This is a genomic window from Pseudoalteromonas rubra, from assembly GCF_005886805.2.
GTDB lineage: Bacteria > Pseudomonadota > Gammaproteobacteria > Enterobacterales > Alteromonadaceae > Pseudoalteromonas > Pseudoalteromonas rubra_D.
The window spans coordinates 3,953,809-3,971,732 of record NZ_CP045429.1; the positions used below are offsets into that span (position 1 = coordinate 3,953,809).

The 17,924-nt window shown below is 45.1% G+C and carries 16 protein-coding genes; 5 read left to right on the forward strand and 11 right to left on the reverse strand.

Translation table 11 applies throughout. The annotated features are described in order from the left end of the window. Positions 1 to 78: 78 nt before the first annotated feature. From CWC22_RS16940 to CWC22_RS16995, 11 genes are all read right to left on the reverse strand, one after another. Positions 79 to 519, reverse strand: a complete 441-nt coding sequence (locus CWC22_RS16940) for an EcoRII N-terminal effector-binding domain-containing protein (protein ID WP_138538521.1) — start codon at positions 517 to 519, stop codon at positions 79 to 81. Next, positions 516 to 2,351, reverse strand: a complete 1,836-nt coding sequence (locus CWC22_RS16945) for a DEAD/DEAH box helicase (protein ID WP_138538522.1) — start codon at positions 2,349 to 2,351, stop codon at positions 516 to 518. Before CWC22_RS16945 ends, CWC22_RS16940 begins: the two co-directional genes overlap by 4 nt. Next, complete coding sequence (locus CWC22_RS16950) at positions 2,348 to 3,163, reverse strand: HNH endonuclease (RefSeq protein WP_138538523.1); 816 nt, start codon at positions 3,161 to 3,163, stop codon at positions 2,348 to 2,350. The genes CWC22_RS16945 and CWC22_RS16950 overlap by 4 nt, the downstream gene beginning before the upstream one ends. An 8-nt stretch (positions 3,164 to 3,171) precedes the next feature. Beyond that, the gene (locus CWC22_RS16955; protein ID WP_138538524.1) at positions 3,172 to 4,812 is read right to left on the reverse strand and encodes an ATP-binding protein; all 1,641 of its coding nucleotides are present in this window, start codon (positions 4,810 to 4,812) and stop codon (positions 3,172 to 3,174) included. Positions 4,813 to 5,050: 238 nt separating this feature from the next. After that, a protein-coding gene (locus CWC22_RS16960) for an IS3 family transposase (RefSeq protein ID WP_195879832.1) occupies positions 5,051 to 6,213 on the reverse strand; the annotation gives its coding sequence in 2 pieces (ribosomal slippage) (positions 5,051 to 5,958 and positions 5,958 to 6,213; 1,164 coding nt in all). 103 nt (positions 6,214 to 6,316) lie between these two features. Then, entirely contained in the window at positions 6,317 to 6,640 is a 324-nt protein-coding gene (locus CWC22_RS24640) for a very short patch repair endonuclease (RefSeq protein WP_138539339.1), read from the reverse strand. A 495-nt stretch (positions 6,641 to 7,135) separates the two neighbouring features. Then, positions 7,136 to 8,827 carry a DNA (cytosine-5-)-methyltransferase gene (dcm, locus tag CWC22_RS16970; protein WP_138539333.1) on the reverse strand — a complete coding sequence of 564 codons (1,692 nt, stop codon included), beginning with the start codon at positions 8,825 to 8,827 and terminating at the stop codon, positions 7,136 to 7,138. A 75-nt stretch (positions 8,828 to 8,902) separates the two neighbouring features. After that, the gene (locus tag CWC22_RS16975) at positions 8,903 to 10,129 is read right to left on the reverse strand and encodes a type II restriction endonuclease (RefSeq protein ID WP_171045133.1); all 1,227 of its coding nucleotides are present in this window, start codon (positions 10,127 to 10,129) and stop codon (positions 8,903 to 8,905) included. Positions 10,130 to 10,186: 57 nt separating this feature from the next. Beyond that, on the reverse strand, positions 10,187 to 10,651 hold the full coding sequence (locus CWC22_RS16980; RefSeq protein ID WP_138539331.1) for a very short patch repair endonuclease: 465 nt from the start codon (positions 10,649 to 10,651) through the stop codon (positions 10,187 to 10,189). A 788-nt stretch (positions 10,652 to 11,439) separates the two neighbouring features. After that, positions 11,440 to 11,976 carry a hypothetical protein gene (locus CWC22_RS16990; RefSeq protein ID WP_138539329.1) on the reverse strand — a complete coding sequence of 179 codons (537 nt, stop codon included), beginning with the start codon at positions 11,974 to 11,976 and terminating at the stop codon, positions 11,440 to 11,442. 3 nt (positions 11,977 to 11,979) lie between these two features. Further along, the gene (locus CWC22_RS16995; RefSeq protein WP_058796410.1) at positions 11,980 to 12,279 is read right to left on the reverse strand and encodes a helix-turn-helix transcriptional regulator; all 300 of its coding nucleotides are present in this window, start codon (positions 12,277 to 12,279) and stop codon (positions 11,980 to 11,982) included. A gap of 309 nt (positions 12,280 to 12,588) precedes the next feature. On the opposite strand from CWC22_RS16995, the gene CWC22_RS17000 reads away from it, so the two are divergent. The 5 genes from CWC22_RS17000 to CWC22_RS17020 all read left to right on the forward strand — a co-directional run bounded on the left by CWC22_RS17000 (position 12,589) and on the right by CWC22_RS17020 (position 17,701). Further along, a complete protein-coding gene (locus CWC22_RS17000) occupies positions 12,589 to 13,761 on the forward strand; it encodes a MerR family transcriptional regulator (RefSeq protein WP_138539338.1) in 1,173 nt (390 codons plus the stop codon). Positions 13,762 to 13,871: 110 nt separating this feature from the next. Next, on the forward strand, positions 13,872 to 14,495 hold the full coding sequence (gmk, locus tag CWC22_RS17005) for a guanylate kinase (RefSeq protein ID WP_138539328.1): 624 nt from the start codon (positions 13,872 to 13,874) through the stop codon (positions 14,493 to 14,495). Between the two features lie 164 nt (positions 14,496 to 14,659). Beyond that, a complete protein-coding gene (gene rpoZ, locus CWC22_RS17010; protein ID WP_010383499.1) occupies positions 14,660 to 14,935 on the forward strand; it encodes a DNA-directed RNA polymerase subunit omega in 276 nt (91 codons plus the stop codon). A 260-nt stretch (positions 14,936 to 15,195) separates the two neighbouring features. After that, on the forward strand, positions 15,196 to 17,298 hold the full coding sequence (spoT, locus tag CWC22_RS17015) for a bifunctional GTP diphosphokinase/guanosine-3',5'-bis pyrophosphate 3'-pyrophosphohydrolase (RefSeq protein WP_010383500.1): 2,103 nt from the start codon (positions 15,196 to 15,198) through the stop codon (positions 17,296 to 17,298). Between the two features lie 10 nt (positions 17,299 to 17,308). Continuing rightward, entirely contained in the window at positions 17,309 to 17,701 is a 393-nt protein-coding gene (locus CWC22_RS17020; RefSeq protein WP_058796413.1) for a RidA family protein, read from the forward strand. The last annotated feature ends 223 nt before the right edge of the window (positions 17,702 to 17,924 follow it).

Below are 17,924 nucleotides of genomic sequence, written 5' to 3' on the forward strand. Positions count from 1 at the left end.
GCTTTTTCTGTATTAGTTTAAAGATAGAAACTTCACAGGTGCGCGCCCTTTTCTTGAACCACCTAAAAGTTCAATTGCTTAATAAACCGGTCGCCATCCTTTCAGCACTACAGGTTTGGGCTCACTAATAGAGTAAATATCTTCACACGGCTCTTCGCTTGGTTTGATTCGAATTTTATAATTAGTTGGGCAATCGGTTGACGTAAATACAACAGTGTCGCCAGACTTGGCTCCCCACTTAGAGAAAAACTTTGTCATGTAGGTTATTCGATACTCGTTTCGGGTGCTCTTTGCTGGCGAAAAAGTTTTGCCGTTGTAATATATGTAACGCATCTTCCATTGCTCCCCGTCGGGATCCTCACAGACTATCCAGGCGTCCGGATTGAATTCCTCAAGTTCCAGTGCAGGAAAGAAATCGAGAAGCCCTGCATTTTTTCTCGGAACAACAATCCCAGCCTGGTGGCCACCAGTCTCACCGGTGTCATTTTTTGTTAAAGCTTTTTCATATGATTTGTTCATTCAATATCCTTAGTGGGACTCTCATTAAGAGCTTTTCCAAGATCCTGCTTGTCTCGCGTGCTAATTGGAATAGCTTCTTCTCCAAGCTCCCGCTTCCATAAACTTCTTTCAACCATTGTTTCCTCTACAGTGCCCTGATAAAACAGACGGTAGACAGTTACAGGCTTTACCTGGCCTCGCCGATGAGCTCTCGCAGAAGCCTGCATCTCTAATGCAGGATTCCAGTTTTGTGTATAGTGGATGACAATGGTGGCTGCTGTAATATTAAGGCCCGCCCCTGCAGCTTTAGGGTTTAAAACCAATACAGCAGGCCCTTCTACAGAAGTAAAGTGATCTACTATAGATTGTCTTTCTTGCTGGGGGGTTGAACCATTAATTGTGTTCCAATAATTAACGGATAGATTTTCCTGCTCAGCCGCCTTTTTAATTAATTCACCACAGTGGTTGTAGGCTGCAAATATTAGAACCTTCTTTTTAGTGCGAGTGGCCTCGCTGAGCAGCTGAATACAGATTGCCATTTTGGGAGTCATAAGAGGGTGCATCGCGTCCGGGTACAGCTCGACATGGTCTTCCCAGTCCTGTATTCCGGGCTGCTTAACTCGCAGCCATGGGTGAGCACAATAAATTGCTAGCTGACCGACTGCAACAAGTTTTCCGGCTGGCCCATATTCAGAGATCGTTTCTTCTCTGATCCTCTCGTATTCATTGACTGCAGCAGAGTCGAGTTCAAGAGGTAGATCTACATCAGTACGCAAAGGAAGATCGTCTGCGACATCTTTAACCTGCCGTTTGAGAATTATGGTATCTGAAAGCTTGCTCAGCTCTCGGGCACCCTCTTCTGTATCTGGGTAAAGGACAGGAAAGCTATCTTTTGTTCCCAGAATTCCAGGGATTGCCAAATCAGCCAAAGACCACAGATCTAAAAGTGTATTCTCTATTGGGGTTCCTGTAACCGGAATCGTGTACCTCCTCGGCAATGAGCTCAGTGCAATGCGGCGCTTCGATTCCGGATTTTTTACTGCCTGAGCCTCGTCACAAATCAGATAACTCCAGTCAATACCTCTGAACATAGATACGTCGTTTACCATAGTGTCGTAAGTGGTAACAACTATATCTGACCGCATCAGGTCCTTATAATAGCCAGTTCGGTCAGTGCCCCTATGCACTAGGATCGTAAATGAGGGGCTAAACTTATGTATCTCTCGACACCAGTTCGCAACCAATGTTGTCGGACATACAATTAAAGCAGGGTTTTCTGGATTAGGTTTGTTTAGCAGGAGCGTAGTGATAATCTGGAGGGTTTTCCCCAAGCCCATCTCATCTGCCAGTATTGCACCACCAAGAGTCGTCATCGAATCGCTTAACCACGCAACCCCATGCTCCTGGTATGGATACAATTTAGCATTAAGACCCTCTGTCGCAACAGGAAGAGACATGGAAGCGGAGCGAGAGTTGGCCGTCTCAGTTACACTTACACCGACACTTACCTCAATTCCCTCTATCCCATTTCGGATCAAGCTGAGAACTTCAGGATAACTCAAGTCCTGAGGATTTGCTCCGGCCAGAGCTTTGCTCACATACTCCGGTGCGTCATGTGGTAGTGGTTTTATTCGTTCAGAGTCGATTAACCAGTTATGGCAAATACTTATGCAGGGAATAAACTGACTGACACCTGCTTTACGAATAGATGCTCCAAGAGAGGCCTCGTATTTACCATTCTTCCGGTCAATATGCAGAACTGGACTTTGAAGCCTTTCAGAGAACGAATAAGGCAAGTTAGCTTTGTCAAATTTTCGGTAATCTTGATCCAATGTGGACAGGGAATGGCTCATTGATTCATCACTTTCTTTAACTCTTCAGGTGTCAGAGCAGGTTTGCGTTTATGAATAGCTCTGTGACAATTCGGGCACAAAGGGATGAGATCTGTCTCAGGGTTGTATGCTCTGGGCTGCCCTATTTCTGATAATGGCTCGATATGGTGCACTTCAAGGATAGAGGCAAGTTCTGAACCATAGGTGTCTTGGGGGATAAACCCACACACACCACATTGTTCACCATGTATTGAAAGGCATAATAGGCGATTTCTGGGATTTCGTTCCCTTTTTCTGGCTAAAGAGAGCATCACGCCGCCCTCTATTATTGAATTGCTTTCTTCTTCCCTTTCTTCTTCATCTTCATAGCCAATTAATTCCGCTATAGCCGCGATTAAGGGAACCATAATCAGGCTTATTGTTTCGGAGATTTCTGCCGAGCCATGAAGATTTGAAACCTTCCTGGTAACATTAATTTGAAAACAAGAGGTAACCTGCCAACCATGAACCGAGGAAGAGCCATTAATTGAAACGTCGAACGAGCGCTTTAACTGTTCCGTAAATGCATATGCGAGAGCATAATCATTTCGCGAGGCCCTGTTCTGAATGTGCTGTATGCAGGGAGCTGCATAAGTACCGAACTTAAGCGACACAATGTGCCGCTTAAGTCCTGATGGGCGGATAGAAAAAACTGGCCCATTACTTCTGTTGTAATTATCAAACCAGAACGACAGTCCCTGACGCGCCTCTAAAGGGTTCATTGCTCCCTTCATATGCACTCCAATATCTTTTCTAATCTGAGCTGCTATCAAATCAATTTCGTTGTCATCCATGATGATTTTCAGCTATCTGAGGTGGGCATATCAACTTTTCGAAGAAGCTTTTTCAGGTTTGATGAAACCTCATCCCGGATATCTTCCCACATGTTTCCCAGCTCCTCATCAGTATTTTTATGTTCGGCTGCAGCAAGCGCCCATAAAAGGAAATCCAAGCCTTCGACAGATATTCCAGATTTTGTCTGGCTATATATCTTTGTATAAAAATCGTGCTGCTTGTTGAGATGCACCCCAGTAGAGTGATTTGTATCCGTTTTACTAGTCAGACAGGGCTCCCAAAGCGCACCAGAAGGTATCCCGTTAACAGGGTTTACAAAAAGGCTGTCTGGATTAACGTTACTTTCGACAGGTGTGAATATTTTTATCCCGTTCCCCTGATTATTGGACACGACCGCACTGCCGGATTTCTCATCGACCGATTCAGCGGTTACTTTAGAGGTATTTGGGGTTTCAGAAATTGTCTTATTTGAATCACCATGTGATATACCGCCCGACACTTTAACTGCCTGTTTTCTACGGTATCTTCTATCTGCCTCTTTATAGGCAGGACTCAAAAGCTCCTTTAGAGCTTCTTCTAACGCAGGGTCCAGCAGAATTCTGCTCTTTTTAACATCTACACTGAAGGCTTCATCCAATTGATGGTCAAAGTCAAATTCAATTCTAAGCAAGGACCAGTGTGGATCGTCCGAACGCCAAAGCCCCAGGTAACCGCCGTAGTGTATTACCCTTCCTTCCCGATGGATATAGAAACCCTGACCGCGGTTAGATATTTTAGCGTAGTTTTTATTCTCTTCCTTCGTCATATCCTTAGCATGAGGAAGAATCCAAGCCTTTACAGTAGCATTATGAACTGTCCCATCTTCTCGCTGTATTGGAAGCACCGTCAACTTGTCCGGCAGCACCTGCTCAGATCTTTCAGGGTAAAAAGGGTTCCAATATTCAACTTTTTTGCCGTTAACAGCAATGTTTACAGTCCGATGTTCTGTTTCTTCAGGGTTGAGGTACTTGTGAAAGATTAGTGCACAATGATCTATCAGCTTTGATCTTCTTGTTTTTATGGCATTTTGTTCTTTGGTGCCACCGGGCTCTTCATAAACTTTACTTAGCAGCCTGTCACAGCGAGACCAGATAACCAGAGTTCCAGAATCACCACACATTTCTTCAAAAACTTCCCTTTCATCTTCAGATAAGGGCTCATCCAACATTACCCAAGCATTCTCCTTTGCCACATGCTCCAGGTCCCAGGTAAGCTTAAGAAGTTCATCGGAAGCACTTTTGCGAGAAATCAGAGAGTATTTCAGACACACAGAACTCGATGCAGTCTTCAAGCCTAAACCAAATTTCCCTAGAGAGGCGAGGTCTTCTCGGATTTTTGCTCCGTACTTCATGGCATTGAATAGCCCGTCTACATCCATTCCATGGCCGTCATCGCCAAAGTAAACATACTTTCTCCCATCGAGAGTCAGGTCGATACTAATATTGATGTTAGTCGCGCCGGCAGCTATAGAGTTATCAATAATATCTGCAGCAGCCGTGTAAAAATCGTATCCAGTGTCACGCAGACCATGTATCAAACGAGCCGGATCGGGATCGTTGACCATGTCGTGCAGTTGGTTGCGTTGAATCTTAGTGACTGAATCATCCATGTAATGAACCCTCGCATTCTTGGAATTTGGACAGATGGCTTTCCTGCTAAGAAATTAATCAGTATAGCCTTATTTATTAGGCAGATAAATATAACTAATAACTTTTTAAGAAAAAATGGGAAGTCATACTTTTTCTTCAGTTTACAGTGATAGTATCAAGGAGGTGGTTACAATTCGTAACGCAACGTGGTGAAGTCTAGATGACGACCTAAGCAATATTGAGTAGCAGTTGTAGTGGTCAACTAATCCCGGACAGTAAATAAAGTTTTTCTTCCGCAACTGCTGGCGCAAGCATTTCGTTGTTGCTATGCGGCCTTTGCCAGTTGTAGTAGTTCATTAAATAGTAACTCATATCTCTTTCAGCTTCTTTGAAGGAATCATAGCCTGTTGACGGAACCCACTCTGTTTTTAAACTCCTAAATAGCCTTTCCATTGGTGCGTTGTCCCAACAATTCCCCCTGCGACTCATGCTTTGAGTCATACGATAGCGCCATAATTTTTGCCTGAACTTTGTGGCAACATACTGACAGCCCTGATCAGAATGGAACAACACGCCCGATGGCCGACCTCGTTGTTCATAGGCTCTGTCTAACGCTTTGACGGCTAAGTTGGCATCTGGTTGATGAGACATAGCCCAGCCCACTACACTGCGTGTGCATAAATCCAATACTACAGCCAGATAGGCCCACTTTCTTCCGGTCCAGATATAGGTAATGTCACCGCACCACACTTGATTTGGCGAACTAACATCAAATTCCCTGTTTAGACGATTAGGTATATCCAGCCGTTCAACGGTTGCTTTTTTATAGCTATGTGAACCTGGCTGCTTGCATATGAGCTGCATATCCTTCATAACGCGCCTGATTTTGAAAAGGCCTGCTTTTATTCCTGAGTCAGCCAGCATCGCCATGATTGTTCGACTTCCCGCTGAGTTCCGGCTTAATGTGAATAACTCGTTTATCCTAGCTCGTAACGCAAGTTCATCGGTATTGTTAGACTTCACTCGATGTTTATAGTCGTAATAACTCGAACGTGGAACATCAAAGGTTTCGCAGACCAATTCAACAGGCTCAAGCTCACTTAACTGGTCTACTATCGAGTATTGTTCATCTCGTCTGACATCAAGAGAGCTGTAGCCTTTTTTAGTATGGACTTTTCACGTTCCAAGCGATCAATTCGTGCTTCAAGTTCTTGAATTTTCTGCTGCTCAGGCGTTAGAGCCTTGGACTGGGGTGTTTCACCACCACGCTCTTGCTTCAGCTGCTGGATCCAGCGCCTCAAAGCCGTTTCACCAATATCCAGAGATCGGCATGCTTCGGGCACTGAATATCCTTTATCGAGTACCAAGGCGGCGGCTTCCACCTTAAATTCCTGTGTAAAAGTACGACGTTTTCTGGTCATAAACACCTCTCATTGAGTGGTAATAATACCACCTAAAATAGTGTCCGGTTTTATTGAATCACAACAAGTCATCCATAATGATGAAGCGAAAAAAAATGTATAGTTAAAGGGGCGGAGAGGGTATTTTCTGGTATATCCCCCCGTTCAGCAACCAGTCAGTTATTTCCGTCATAAGTATTTGTTCATTGATTTTTGATGGTCCTCTGGTTGAGCATTCCCAAATAATTAAAACTCTCCAGCCAAACTCCATAAGTTTGTCCTGACTGGCGACATCAACGGTGTGCTGCTTTCTTAATTTTTTTGACCACCACTCAGCCCGACTGCCGGGTAGTTTAAACATAGGGCAGTTATGCATGTGCCAAAAGCATCCGTGCGCAAAAATAACTGCGTGATACTTGGGGATAACAAAGTCTGGTGAACCCGACAGTTTATGGGGGAGTTACAGGGGAGTTACAAGTCCACACCTGCTACCGACACTATTTAACGATTAAGTCTTTCGCGGTCTGTATTGATAAATGAGGACACTGGCAAAACTCACTTGAACGGATAAAACCAAGCCTGGAGAGAGCATAAACCGCAAAGGTTTTTACTGATTTGCTATCGAAGGGGTCTGTGAGTGATATTACGGTTTTCACCCACGGATGTTGTGCTCTAATAGAGTCGTTCAATTCATGCGAATTTGTGCAAATGACGGATACAGGCGAAAGTGGTAACTAAAGTGGTTACTCGTCTAGAGCTGGTAAACTAGCGATTGGCTACAGCCCCTGATTTTATTAGCCTTGTGAACTATCGTGGACTCTATCCGAGTTCCAGATCCAGAATATTGAGTGATGTATGTTAAGTCTTTTTGAAAAGACTTAAATCACTTAAACCCCTGTAAATAGGGGCTTTTATTTGTGAGTTTCACGTACTAATTTAATAACTAATTTGACGCGTTCAGTATGTAAGGGCGCATCAATTTTGCAACAGCCCTAAAAACGGGCACAACTACTGAATTGCCAAACTGTTTATAAGCGGCGGTATCTGCACAAACGATTCTGAAATCAGCGTCATTACTCTCCCGGTCGAAGTCAGGTTTTTCAAAACCCATCAATCTTGCACACTCCTGCGGTGTAAGCCTGCGTGGCGTTTTGAATGTTGAATCAAATTCACTTGCATAACGGCCATATTTTGAGTCGTATTCTTTCTCGCCTTCTTTTACTTTTTCCTTGTACAAAGCAACATCAGGCTCAGGGTTGTCTTCAAAAAAACGACGGGCAAACAGGTTTGCCGCCTGCTCTCTTTCAGTATTTTTCCGAATTGCAAACTCTCGGTTTTGTTCAAGGTATTCGGGAGGAAGCCCATCTTGGTTGATAAGAATTTCAGATCCATCTTTGTAGTAACGAGCAGATAGAGTCCTGGTAACCGCATTTGGGTTTGCGGGATCAATTAACCCAAATCCAAACCCATTCCCTTTAGACTGATGCTTAAGCGCATAGTGATAAAGGTAATTCCATAGGTTTGGTGTCAGCGTATACTTTTCTTTTTCTGCCAGTTCTAGCTCACAAAGAATATCGGCTACACTATAGCGGGCTTTAGGTTTCTCTATTTTGCTGAGACAAATTTGTCTGAAAGAGTCGTCAGTATCAATGAGATCTTTGCGTACCCCAACCAATACGATCCTTTCCCGATGTTGAGGAGTAAAATGTGCACCATCAATTATTGTGGGCTCCGGCTTTCGCTTTCTGACGTTACAAATAGCCTCTTCAATATCATCATCAACATCTGTAATATTAGCAACCCAGTAACCTGCTCTGTCTAAAGCACGAACAATGGTAGCGAAAGTATTCCCTTTATCATGACTCTTTAAGTTTTTGACGTTCTCCAAAACAAAAAACTTTGGTTTACGGGCCAACAGTATCTGCTCAACATCAAAAAACAACGTTCCCTGAGTGTTACAGTCGAATCCGTGAGAACGACCTAGAGAGTTCTTCTTTGATACACCAGCAAGAGAAAATGGTTGGCAAGGAAACCCCGCCAGTAGCACGTCATGCTCGGGTATGTGTTTTCTGATGCTCTCTAACTTTTCCCTATCAGAAACACTTTGCTCACCACTTTTCGTTATCTTGGTAATATCCATAAAAGTGCTGTTTTTCTCCTGATTTTCATCAGCAGAGTCTATGAAGTAGGGTAATTCATGCTCGTCTACGTAGTGGTTTGCCAGGTAAGTGCGGCGCGCCCTCTGATCCCATTCGCTGGTAAATACACACTTGCCGCCAATATCTTCAAAACCTTTTCTCAAGCCTCCAATGCCGGCAAACAGATCAATAAACTTAAAATCAGGCTCATCCCAGTGGGCAGGTTTGGCCGGCAATAATTTACTCCGAATATCTTCGATCGCATTTTCACTAAAAACTATGGGGTTTGATACGGGGTCAGCTCTCCACCGATTGAGCTTTTCACGATTTATTTGCTGTTCGTAACCACATCCAAGCTCTCGCAATCTGATCGCGAGGTTTTTTTGATCGTATACTTCAATCAATAACTTCAAAAGTTTATGACTCTCAGCTTGCAAACGCTCGATGCGAGCTCTCTCTTCGCGGTCTCCGCAATTAACTATTTCACTATTTTGCATACTATTAAAACAAAAGGGACATTTGTGTACACTTTAGCACACAACTGTCCCCCTTTAGATAATTTATATGTAATTTTATACAGTGGCTAATTTAACATCACTTATGAAATCATGAAAAGACAACAGCCAGTTTGCCTGGGTAGGCTGATAAGTTGAGTGCAAAGCATCAGGAACTACAAGTTGTAAATTCATTGAGTCCATTTGCGTAGTTTGTGCTTCGCTTATCGCTGGCTCCATGGTTATGAGGTGCTTGCGCTTAATGCGACTAGCTTCAACCAACACTTGCCGCCAGCGATCCTTACACGTCGTTTTTGCACCAAGCATTCTGAGCTTATCACATGGGTAATCTGAGCTTTTATAAGCCTGATCACTCGGGAATAAGAAGTCAGGTTTTTGCCTTCCTTCGGTGTTGGCTCCCCTTTCGAACGGAAGTCCATTTGCAGATAAAATAGTTTCGATGTGATTCTCAAATGCATGGCCACTTCTGGACTTTCGCCTGTTTTGAACGCTAAGTGAAAACCGAAGAAACTCATCAAGATCATCTCCATCTTCACCAAATCCCTCCCTTAGTTTTTCTTTTACAATATGTTTTTCCAGCTGTCGAAATGCAGACTCCTCGGTTTCCATCCATTCAATTATTGCTGAATCCGGATCTGTTACAGGACATATCTCTCTAGCAAGAGTTCGCGTAAAATCCGAGAAGTGTTTAGTCTTAGGAAAATGTGGCCCAAATTTATCAAGAATCTGCTCAAGGACATCAGTGCCATCCTGCCCGATCTCAATTCCATATCGGGCAAACATGAGCCGAATAGGTAAAACAACTTTTCCTTCTTTAACTTCAACTTTACTAAGCTTTTCTTTTGAAACCATATTCTGGACACCGAACAGCGCACGAATCTGTGCCTCATATTCGCTATCCGGTGGGCAAAATATCATCAACACTTCTCGATCTTTGGTTAAAGCAATCAAGAAAAAGTCTTCTGGAGAAAACCTTTCACTCACATCATTGGAAGCATAGTACATTCTCCACTCCGCTGATCTACCACTTTGATTATATCGAGTGTCATACCATGTAACATGATCTTCTACGACGAGAGGAGACTCGGGGTCATCGCTCAGGTAAACGAGTGTGGCTGGTAACTTCACTTTAATACCATTATCTGGCATACCTATATGTTCACCTATACCAGCTTGCTTAAGCCCACCAATTTCATGTTGATTCGAAGTCTGCCGGTTTGCATCTACCGCAGTGAGATATTTAAAAGCAGCCGAAGTAAATACGTCAGATAATTGCTCAAACATAGTCTGTTCCTTAGTCATTTTTCGCTAGACTACTTTGATTACAAAATAATTTCACTATCAGTTTGCATACAAGCCCTGCTCGGTCAGCTCTCCTGACGATGAACCACTTACCAACCATGTTTTGACAAGTAAATTTATCATAGGTTTAGCGAGCCTGTTTTTTCCTTTTAAACTACACTCCCATACGACAAGAACTCGAATCCCTAGTCTTCGTAGCTGACTCTGTACCACCTTATCCCTTGCAAAATTGCTTTCCAACTTACTTTTCCAAAACTCTTGTCGGGTTTGAGGCAATTTGAACACTGCACAGCCATGCATATGCCAGAAACAGCCATGAACAAAAATTGCCGCGTTATATTTCCTGAGCCAGATATCAGGTTTTCCAGGAATAGCTTTTGGACAAACCCTGTAACGCAAACCTTCCTTATGCAGCAAGCGCCTCAGAAGTAATTCAGGTTTGGTATTCTTTGATCTGATCGCCCGCATATTCTTGCTGCGGGTTTGTTTGTCATGAACATCCAACTATTTTACCTCGCGAAGTTGTACTGTATAAACGAAGATAGCTTACATAGTCTAAAGCTGAATAATGTTGTCGGTACATAAATGTAAGTTGAGCAACACATACTCATCAAAAGAGCTCGAATCATGTCTCCAGAGTCCTACTTAAGAGGTGAACCTACCAATACGAATATGTATGAGCTCGCCGATGGTCAGGTTTATGCTATGACTGGCACAAGTGCAAACCACGAACTTATTGTGGAATACTTACATCGAACTCAAAAGTCATCTAAAAGGCGTCAATGTGAGCTATTTGGTTCAGACATGAAAATGCGAGGGCACGAAAACTTTTGTAACTAGATATGCTATGTGGCTGACATTTTGATGAACCTGAACTCTACCACCCCTAAAATATGGGGGATTATTGTCGATGTGCTCTCTTACGAGACTCACCCAAACTAAAGCTTTATTACATTGTCCAGTGTAATTCCTACTTCGCAGCCAATTTATGTATATCTTCATAAAAAAAGCGCTGAACGCGCTTTTTGTTTTAGCAATTAAGCTGACTTTAGCCACCACAGCTCTTTTTCGGATCCGGGTGAGCCACCTGAACTCTGTCTGGCAAATCAGGACTACCAACCCCTGAACCATGCACTTTTTTCAGGCTTTCTGTTTGTAATTGCTTCATATTGTCTGACAACCTCCATTCGTCGTTATTTAGATGGATTACCTGCCCTCTGCATAATGACGTTGATTACAATCATAAACGTTATTCTCCAAAGGTATTGCCCAAATCTTTAGTTTCCAACTCGCTAATACGCCTTTTCACGTTCTACAAATTCCTCTCTGGAGTTTGCTGTCATTGAGTACGCAAACAACGCTAAACTAATCATCAAGTGAAACAGCAACATCAGATTATCTCGCACATATAGCTTGAACGGCGCGGAATCAAATATGTAGTATTTGTAGGCCAAAACCTCAAGCCAGGTTACGACGTTTACCACACAGGTTAAACCAAGAAGTAAAATGATCCCACATTCTTGCGCTGATAGCCTCTGAAGTCTGTAAACCCTCTTAAAGTAATGGCTACCAGAAAAAATATAGAGCCTCAATGCAAGATTTCGCCGAAATATGATTGGCAAAAGAAACATAGCATTAATCACTACATCAGCGATGTAATAGTGTGTATTCCACCGCATAGTGATTGGCAAAGTAGCAATATCGAGCACTTCAAAGAAACCATAAGCCAGTAAAAACCAACGAGCTGTGGCGACTTTCCAACTCAGCGCTAACCCCAACAAAATGGCTGCAAGAGGCGCATATTCCATGATGGCGTATACTTCCTTCATAACCTACTCCTTTTCTGGCTTTTCATCGGGTGAAGGACTTTGCTCTTCAAGATCGGTGAGTTTAAGTACACCAGTTAAATCTTTACCAAAAACCAGAAACAGCTCGAACATCTGGGCGTAACTCATATCTGTTTTGCCGGATTCATAGTTGCTGATGGTGGCCTGGTCGACACCAAGCCGCCTGGCCAGCTCTTGCTGGGACCAGCCTCTGTGGTGTCTCAACTGGCGGATTGAGCGCTGCACATAGCGCCTGAAGTTCTCCACTTTGTGATTGCGCTTATCAGGACTGTTCTTCACGCGCATGCATCTCCCTATTTATTCTTGAGGCTAACCTAGCAAGCAACACCATAAAACGCAACATTTCATAAACAACATTAACACACCAAACTACCCTTTATGAATACTTTTATAACCTGTTCCACTTTGCATCCATGTTAATCCTCACCCCGGTAGCAGTACCCAAACCTGAACCCTGAGCGGCAAACCTTACTCTTTCTTTGCCCTTGCCCATTGACCTGTCTATAACTTCATAGTTTATCGTTTTCGTTTGTTACAGCCTGACTGCGCTTATTTTTAGCCGGTCTGGCATATGTAAAAGAGGAGCCGGGTGTGGTGTATCGGATTTCGGAATTGGCGGCACAACTGGGTTTAGCGCGCTCTACTTTGTTGTATTACGAAAAGCGGGGGCTGATCTGTGGCAGCCGGGCCAGCAATGGTTATCGGGTTTATGGCGAGCAGGACTTACAAAAGCTCAGACTGCTGCAACAGCTACAGGCTGGCGGACTGACGCTGAGTGAATGCAAACAGGCGCTGGAGGCCAGGCTAGATCGCACTGTACTCAGCAACAGGCTCGCTGAGCTGGAAAGCGAAATTGCACATAAGCAGCAGGCGCATACTTTGTTGTCTGCGCTGCTTGGGCGCGGTTCACTGCGCGACTGGCATGCACAGGCCGATAAACTGGCACCCGATGCACACAGAAACTGGCTTGAACAACAAGGGTTTGATGAACAACAAACCCTGTACTTAAAATGGTTATCAAAAGACATGAACGAACACGACACTTATATGGCCGACTTTATGGCGGTCTTTCATCGGCTGGAACGCTGGGGACCCGGCAGTAATACCGATACACGCAAGGCGTTAACGCACATTCCTTTTACACCGAACACCGTGCTGGATATTGGCTGTGGTAAGGGCTTTGCTACTGAGTTACTGGCACAACAGACACAGGCGCAGATCACGGCAGTGGATAATGAAGCTCAGGCAATCGACAGCCTGGCGGCGCGACTAAAACACGCGGAACTGGACGCACGTGTCACCCCTCTGTGTGCCAGCATGACAGCTTTGCCCTTTCAGAGCGGCAGTTTTGATCTGCTCTGGGCTGAAAGCTCCGCCTATATAATGGGCTTTGAAGCGGCGCTGAATGCCTGGCGCCCGCTTCTGCGTTCAGCCGGTTGCCTGATGGTCAGCGATCTGGTGTGGTTAAACGAGACGCCCTCTCAGGAGGCAATCACCTTCTGGCAACAGGAATACCCGGATATGCAAACAGTTGCTGTACGACTGGCACAGATTGAGCAGGCCGGTTTTCGGGTCTTGAGCCACTTTACGCTGAGTGAGCAGGCCTGGGCAGACTATTATGGACCACTCAAAGCTGAAGTTGAACAACGACTGAGCCATCAGCCAGATTCCGCTGCGCTTCAGGACATGGCCCGGGAAATTGCCATCTACGAGCGTTACCTGGGCGAGTTCGGCTATCAAATGTTTGTGCTGCAAAGCAGCGATTGAACACGGTGAGGCTGGTAAGTTAGGTGATATGGCTTTAAAATAACTCTTTTGGACAACCAGCGGTGTGGCCACATTCACATCGCTGTACTGCAACCCTATAGGTCTGACGTATGCCACATCAAAATCGCGGTAATTTGTTTATTCTTTCAGCGCCCTCTGGTGCCGGAAAGTCAAGTTTGATTAAAGCCCTGCTGGAAAGACAAGATAAAGTCAGGGTCTCGGTGTCACATACAACTCGCGCGCCTCGCCCAGGTGAGAATAATGGCGAGCACTACCACTTTGTTTCTGTGGATGAGTTTAAAACACTTATCAACCAGAATGACTTTTTCGAATGGGCGCAGGTTTTTGATAACTACTACGGCACCTCTAAACAAGCCATCGAAAACCAGCTTGCACAAGGTATTGACGTATTCATGGACATTGACTGGCAAGGTGCCCGTCAGGTTCGTGAACTGCTGCCTGAAGTAAAAACCATCTTCATTCTGCCGCCGTCAAAGCAGGCACTGGAAGAGCGTTTAAACAACCGTGGGCAGGACTCTCGGGAAATCATTGCCTCGCGTATGGAGCAGGCCAAATCTGAATGCTCTCACTACAATGAATTCGACTACCTGCTGGTCAACGATGACTTTGAGACTGCCCTGAATGAACTGGAGCACATCGTCGTGGCTGCACGTCTGGAGCTGAAAAAGCAACAGGTGAGCCAGCAGGCTTTGATAGCAGAACTGCTGAAGTAAGTCACATCCGCGGCTGGCTGATCCGGGTTTCACACTGGCTGCAAAGATTGCAGCCACATAAAGCCGTAACGACCCGATATTTTTTAACCATGTACTTGGCGAATCCGGCGCTTTTTAGTAGACTAGCCCTTTGCTAAATGTATTGAATTTTTTGGAGTGCTTCGATGGCTCGCGTAACAGTAGAAGACGCAGTAGATAAAATTGGTAACCGTTTCGACCTAATTCTTGTTGCAGCGCGTCGCGCTCGTCAGATTGCAGTCGGTGGTAAAGACCCTCTGGTTGAAGCTGAAAATGACAAGCCAACCGTAATCGCATTGCGCGAGATCGAAAAAGGCATGGTCACCAGCGATTCACTGGACATGATCGATCGCGAAGAGCAACAAACTCAGGAAGCTGCAGAGCTTGCTGCTGTTGCTGCAATTGTGGGTGGCAATCGCTAATCCACTGCGACCAGTACGACGATAACGCCAGCTTTATAGCTGGCGTTATTGTTTCTGCAGCACAGGCCACTGAACACCTCTATCTAGACTAATAAATGTGTTAGTCGATTGGCTTCGACGTCAATTCATCGTATATTCAGTACTTAACTTATTATTAATACCAATCAAATGTCATACCAACCAAGGTAAAGGTGTTATAGCCTGACTGCAGGTAGGTTAATACGCATTTGATATAACTTCGCTGGAACATTGGAGTGTGAATGTATCTGTTTGAAGGCTTAAAGAAAAAAATATCAGAGTATCTGTCACCCGAAGATGTGGAACTGGTGCAAAAAGCCTACGTGGTTGCCCGCGAAGCGCATGAAGGGCAAACCCGCTCCAGCGGCGAGCCTTATATTACTCACCCGGTTGAAGTCACCCAGATCCTGGCCAGCATGAAGCTGGACCACGAAACACTGATGGCAGCATTGATGCATGATGTGATTGAAGACACCGACTTCAGCCAGACCGATCTGGCCGAAATCTTCGGTGATACAGTTGCCGAACTAGTGGCGGGTGTCAGTAAGCTGGACAAACTCGACTTTAAAGATAAAAAAGAGTTTCAGGCCGAAAACTATCGTAAAATGATCATGGCCATGACCCAGGATATCCGGGTGATCCTCATCAAACTGGCCGACCGCACCCACAACATGCGCACGCTGGGCTTTTTACGTCCGGAAAAACGCCGCAGGATAGCCCGTGAAACCCTGGAGATCTTCGCGCCTATCGCCAATCGTCTTGGTATCCATGACATTAAGAACGAACTTGAAGACCTTGGCTTTGCGGCCTTATACCCGATGCGTCACAGAGCACTAAAATCAGAAGTGGCCAAAGCGCGGGGTAACCGTAAAGAAGTGATCAGCAATATCCAGTCAGAGATAGAGTCTCGTCTGGAAGAAGCTGGCATTGATGCATCGGTCAGTGGCCGTGAAAAGCACCTGTACAGCATTTATAAAAAGATGCTCAACAAAGAGCTGCTGTTCAACGAAGTGATGGACATTTACGCTTTTCGCATCAACGTCAACAGCATAGATACCTGCTACCGGGTATTAGGTGTGGCGCACAACCTGTATAAGCCCATAGAAACCCGTTTTAAAGACTACATTGCTGTACCTAAGACCAATGGTTATCAGTCACTGCATACCTCTTTGGTTGGGCCGCACGGTATTCCGGTGGAGATCCAGATCCGCACCCATGATATGGATCACATGGCTGATAAAGGGGTTGCGGCGCACTGGATGTACAAAAAGTCTGGCGACACAGCGGGCCATACCGCACAGCAACGTGCCAGACAATGGATGCAAAGCCTGCTTGAATTGCAACAAAGTGCCGGTTCATCGTTTGAATTTGTCGAAAACGTAAAGACCGAGCTGTTCCCGGAAGAAATTTATGTCTTTACGCCGGATGGCCGCATCATCGAATTACCCATGGGTGCAACGGCTGTCGATTTTGCCTATGCCGTTCATACCGACGTAGGGAACACCTGTGTTGGCGCGCGCGTCAACCGTAAGCCTTATCCGCTCAGCAAAGCACTGGACACAGGGCAAACTGTCGAGGTGATCACCAGCTCTGGCGCGCATCCCAATGCCACCTGGTTAAACTTTATTGTCACAGGTAAAGCGCGTCTGGGCGTACGTAATTACCTTAAGAGCCAGCACCAGGAAGAGTCTATCCTGCTGGGTCGACGCTTACTTGACTCCGCACTGGGTGAGCATAAGCTGGATGATATTCCAACCGAACAGATAGACAGAGTACTGGAAGAGCATGACCTGAATACCGTGCTTGAGCTGTTAGTGGAAATTGGCAACGGCAACATCATGAGTATGCTGGTTGCAAAACGCCTGCTACAAGCCGATGATGAAATCGAGAGCCTGGCACAAAAAGCCAAAGCGCCGATCATTGGTACAGAGGGTATGCTGGTGACTTATGCCAAGTGTTGCCGGCCTGTCCCGGGTGATGACATCACCGCCTATGTTAGCCAGGGCAAGGGCTTAATGGTCCACCGCCAGGAATGTAAAAACATTAAAGGCTGGCAAAATGAACGTGCCAAGTACTTTGTGGTAAAGTGGGAAGATAACCCCGAAAAAGAATACATCGCAGCACTGCGGGTTGAGATCATCAACCACCAGGGTGCGTTGGCCAAATTAACCAATGTGGTTGCAAGCACACAAGCCAATATAGTGGAGATTGCAACCGAAGAAAAAGAGAGCAACCTGTACGTGATTGATCTGGGTGTTACCGTCAAAGACAGGATCCACGTTGCAAATATTATGCGCCGGATCCGGGTAATGCCAGATGTACAACGTGTAACCAGGAAGCGATAAAGGAAAGACAATGAATAAAGCCATTATTTCAACCGATCAGGCGCCGGCAGCAATCGGCACCTACAGTCAGGCAGTTAAAGTCGGTACGGCGGTTTACCTTTCGGGGCAGATCCCTTTGGTGCCTGGAACAATGGAAGTGATCTCAGAAGACTTTGCAGAGCAAACACAACAGGTATTTAAAAACCTGACTGCCGTGTGTGAAGAAGCGGGCGGCCAATTGCAGGACATGGTCAAGGTTAACATCTTCCTGACTGACTTAAGCAACTTTGCTACCGTCAATGAGATCATGAGTCAGCACTTTAAAACGCCCTACCCGGCGCGTGCTGCTATCGGCGTAAAAGAGCTGCCTAAGGGCGTACAAATTGAGATTGATGGCATCATGGAGCTGCCTTCAACCAACTAAGACACCGAGTGTATTAGTTATATTACTCAAGCCCGCTTAATGCGGGCTTTTACTTATCTGTACAATGATTTTTCATGCGCTTAACTTTGATCTTAAACACTTGACCGCATACTATTAATTTAGCAATCTGGTGTTATACGAAGCACTTTGTGCAATCTTGGTAACGCCGCATTTTTTGGCAATTTGAGGTATTCATTATCGTAGTTGGTTTAAAGCAATAAGG

Bases quoted from the DNA above. Each gene is read 5' to 3' on its own strand.
- CWC22_RS16940 (WP_138538521.1), bottom strand. From the start codon at position 519: ATGAACAAATCATATGAAAAAGCTTTAACAAAAAATGACACCGGTGAG.
- CWC22_RS16950 (WP_138538523.1), bottom strand. From the start codon at position 3,163: ATGGATGACAACGAAATTGATTTGATAGCAGCTCAGATTAGAAAAGAT.
- rpoZ (WP_010383499.1), top strand. From the start codon at position 14,660: ATGGCTCGCGTAACAGTAGAAGACGCAGTAGATAAAATTGGTAACCGT.
- gmk (WP_138539328.1), top strand. From the start codon at position 13,872: ATGCCACATCAAAATCGCGGTAATTTGTTTATTCTTTCAGCGCCCTCT.
- CWC22_RS16990 (WP_138539329.1), bottom strand. From the start codon at position 11,976: ATGAAGGAAGTATACGCCATCATGGAATATGCGCCTCTTGCAGCCATT.
- spoT (WP_010383500.1), top strand. From the start codon at position 15,196: ATGTATCTGTTTGAAGGCTTAAAGAAAAAAATATCAGAGTATCTGTCA.
- CWC22_RS16955 (WP_138538524.1), bottom strand. From the start codon at position 4,812: ATGGATGATTCAGTCACTAAGATTCAACGCAACCAACTGCACGACATG.
- dcm (WP_138539333.1), bottom strand. From the start codon at position 8,827: ATGCAAAATAGTGAAATAGTTAATTGCGGAGACCGCGAAGAGAGAGCT.
- CWC22_RS16975 (WP_171045133.1), bottom strand. From the start codon at position 10,129: ATGTTTGAGCAATTATCTGACGTATTTACTTCGGCTGCTTTTAAATAT.
- CWC22_RS16945 (WP_138538522.1), bottom strand. From the start codon at position 2,351: ATGAGCCATTCCCTGTCCACATTGGATCAAGATTACCGAAAATTTGAC.
- CWC22_RS17020 (WP_058796413.1), top strand. From the start codon at position 17,309: ATGAATAAAGCCATTATTTCAACCGATCAGGCGCCGGCAGCAATCGGC.
- CWC22_RS16995 (WP_058796410.1), bottom strand. From the start codon at position 12,279: ATGCGCGTGAAGAACAGTCCTGATAAGCGCAATCACAAAGTGGAGAAC.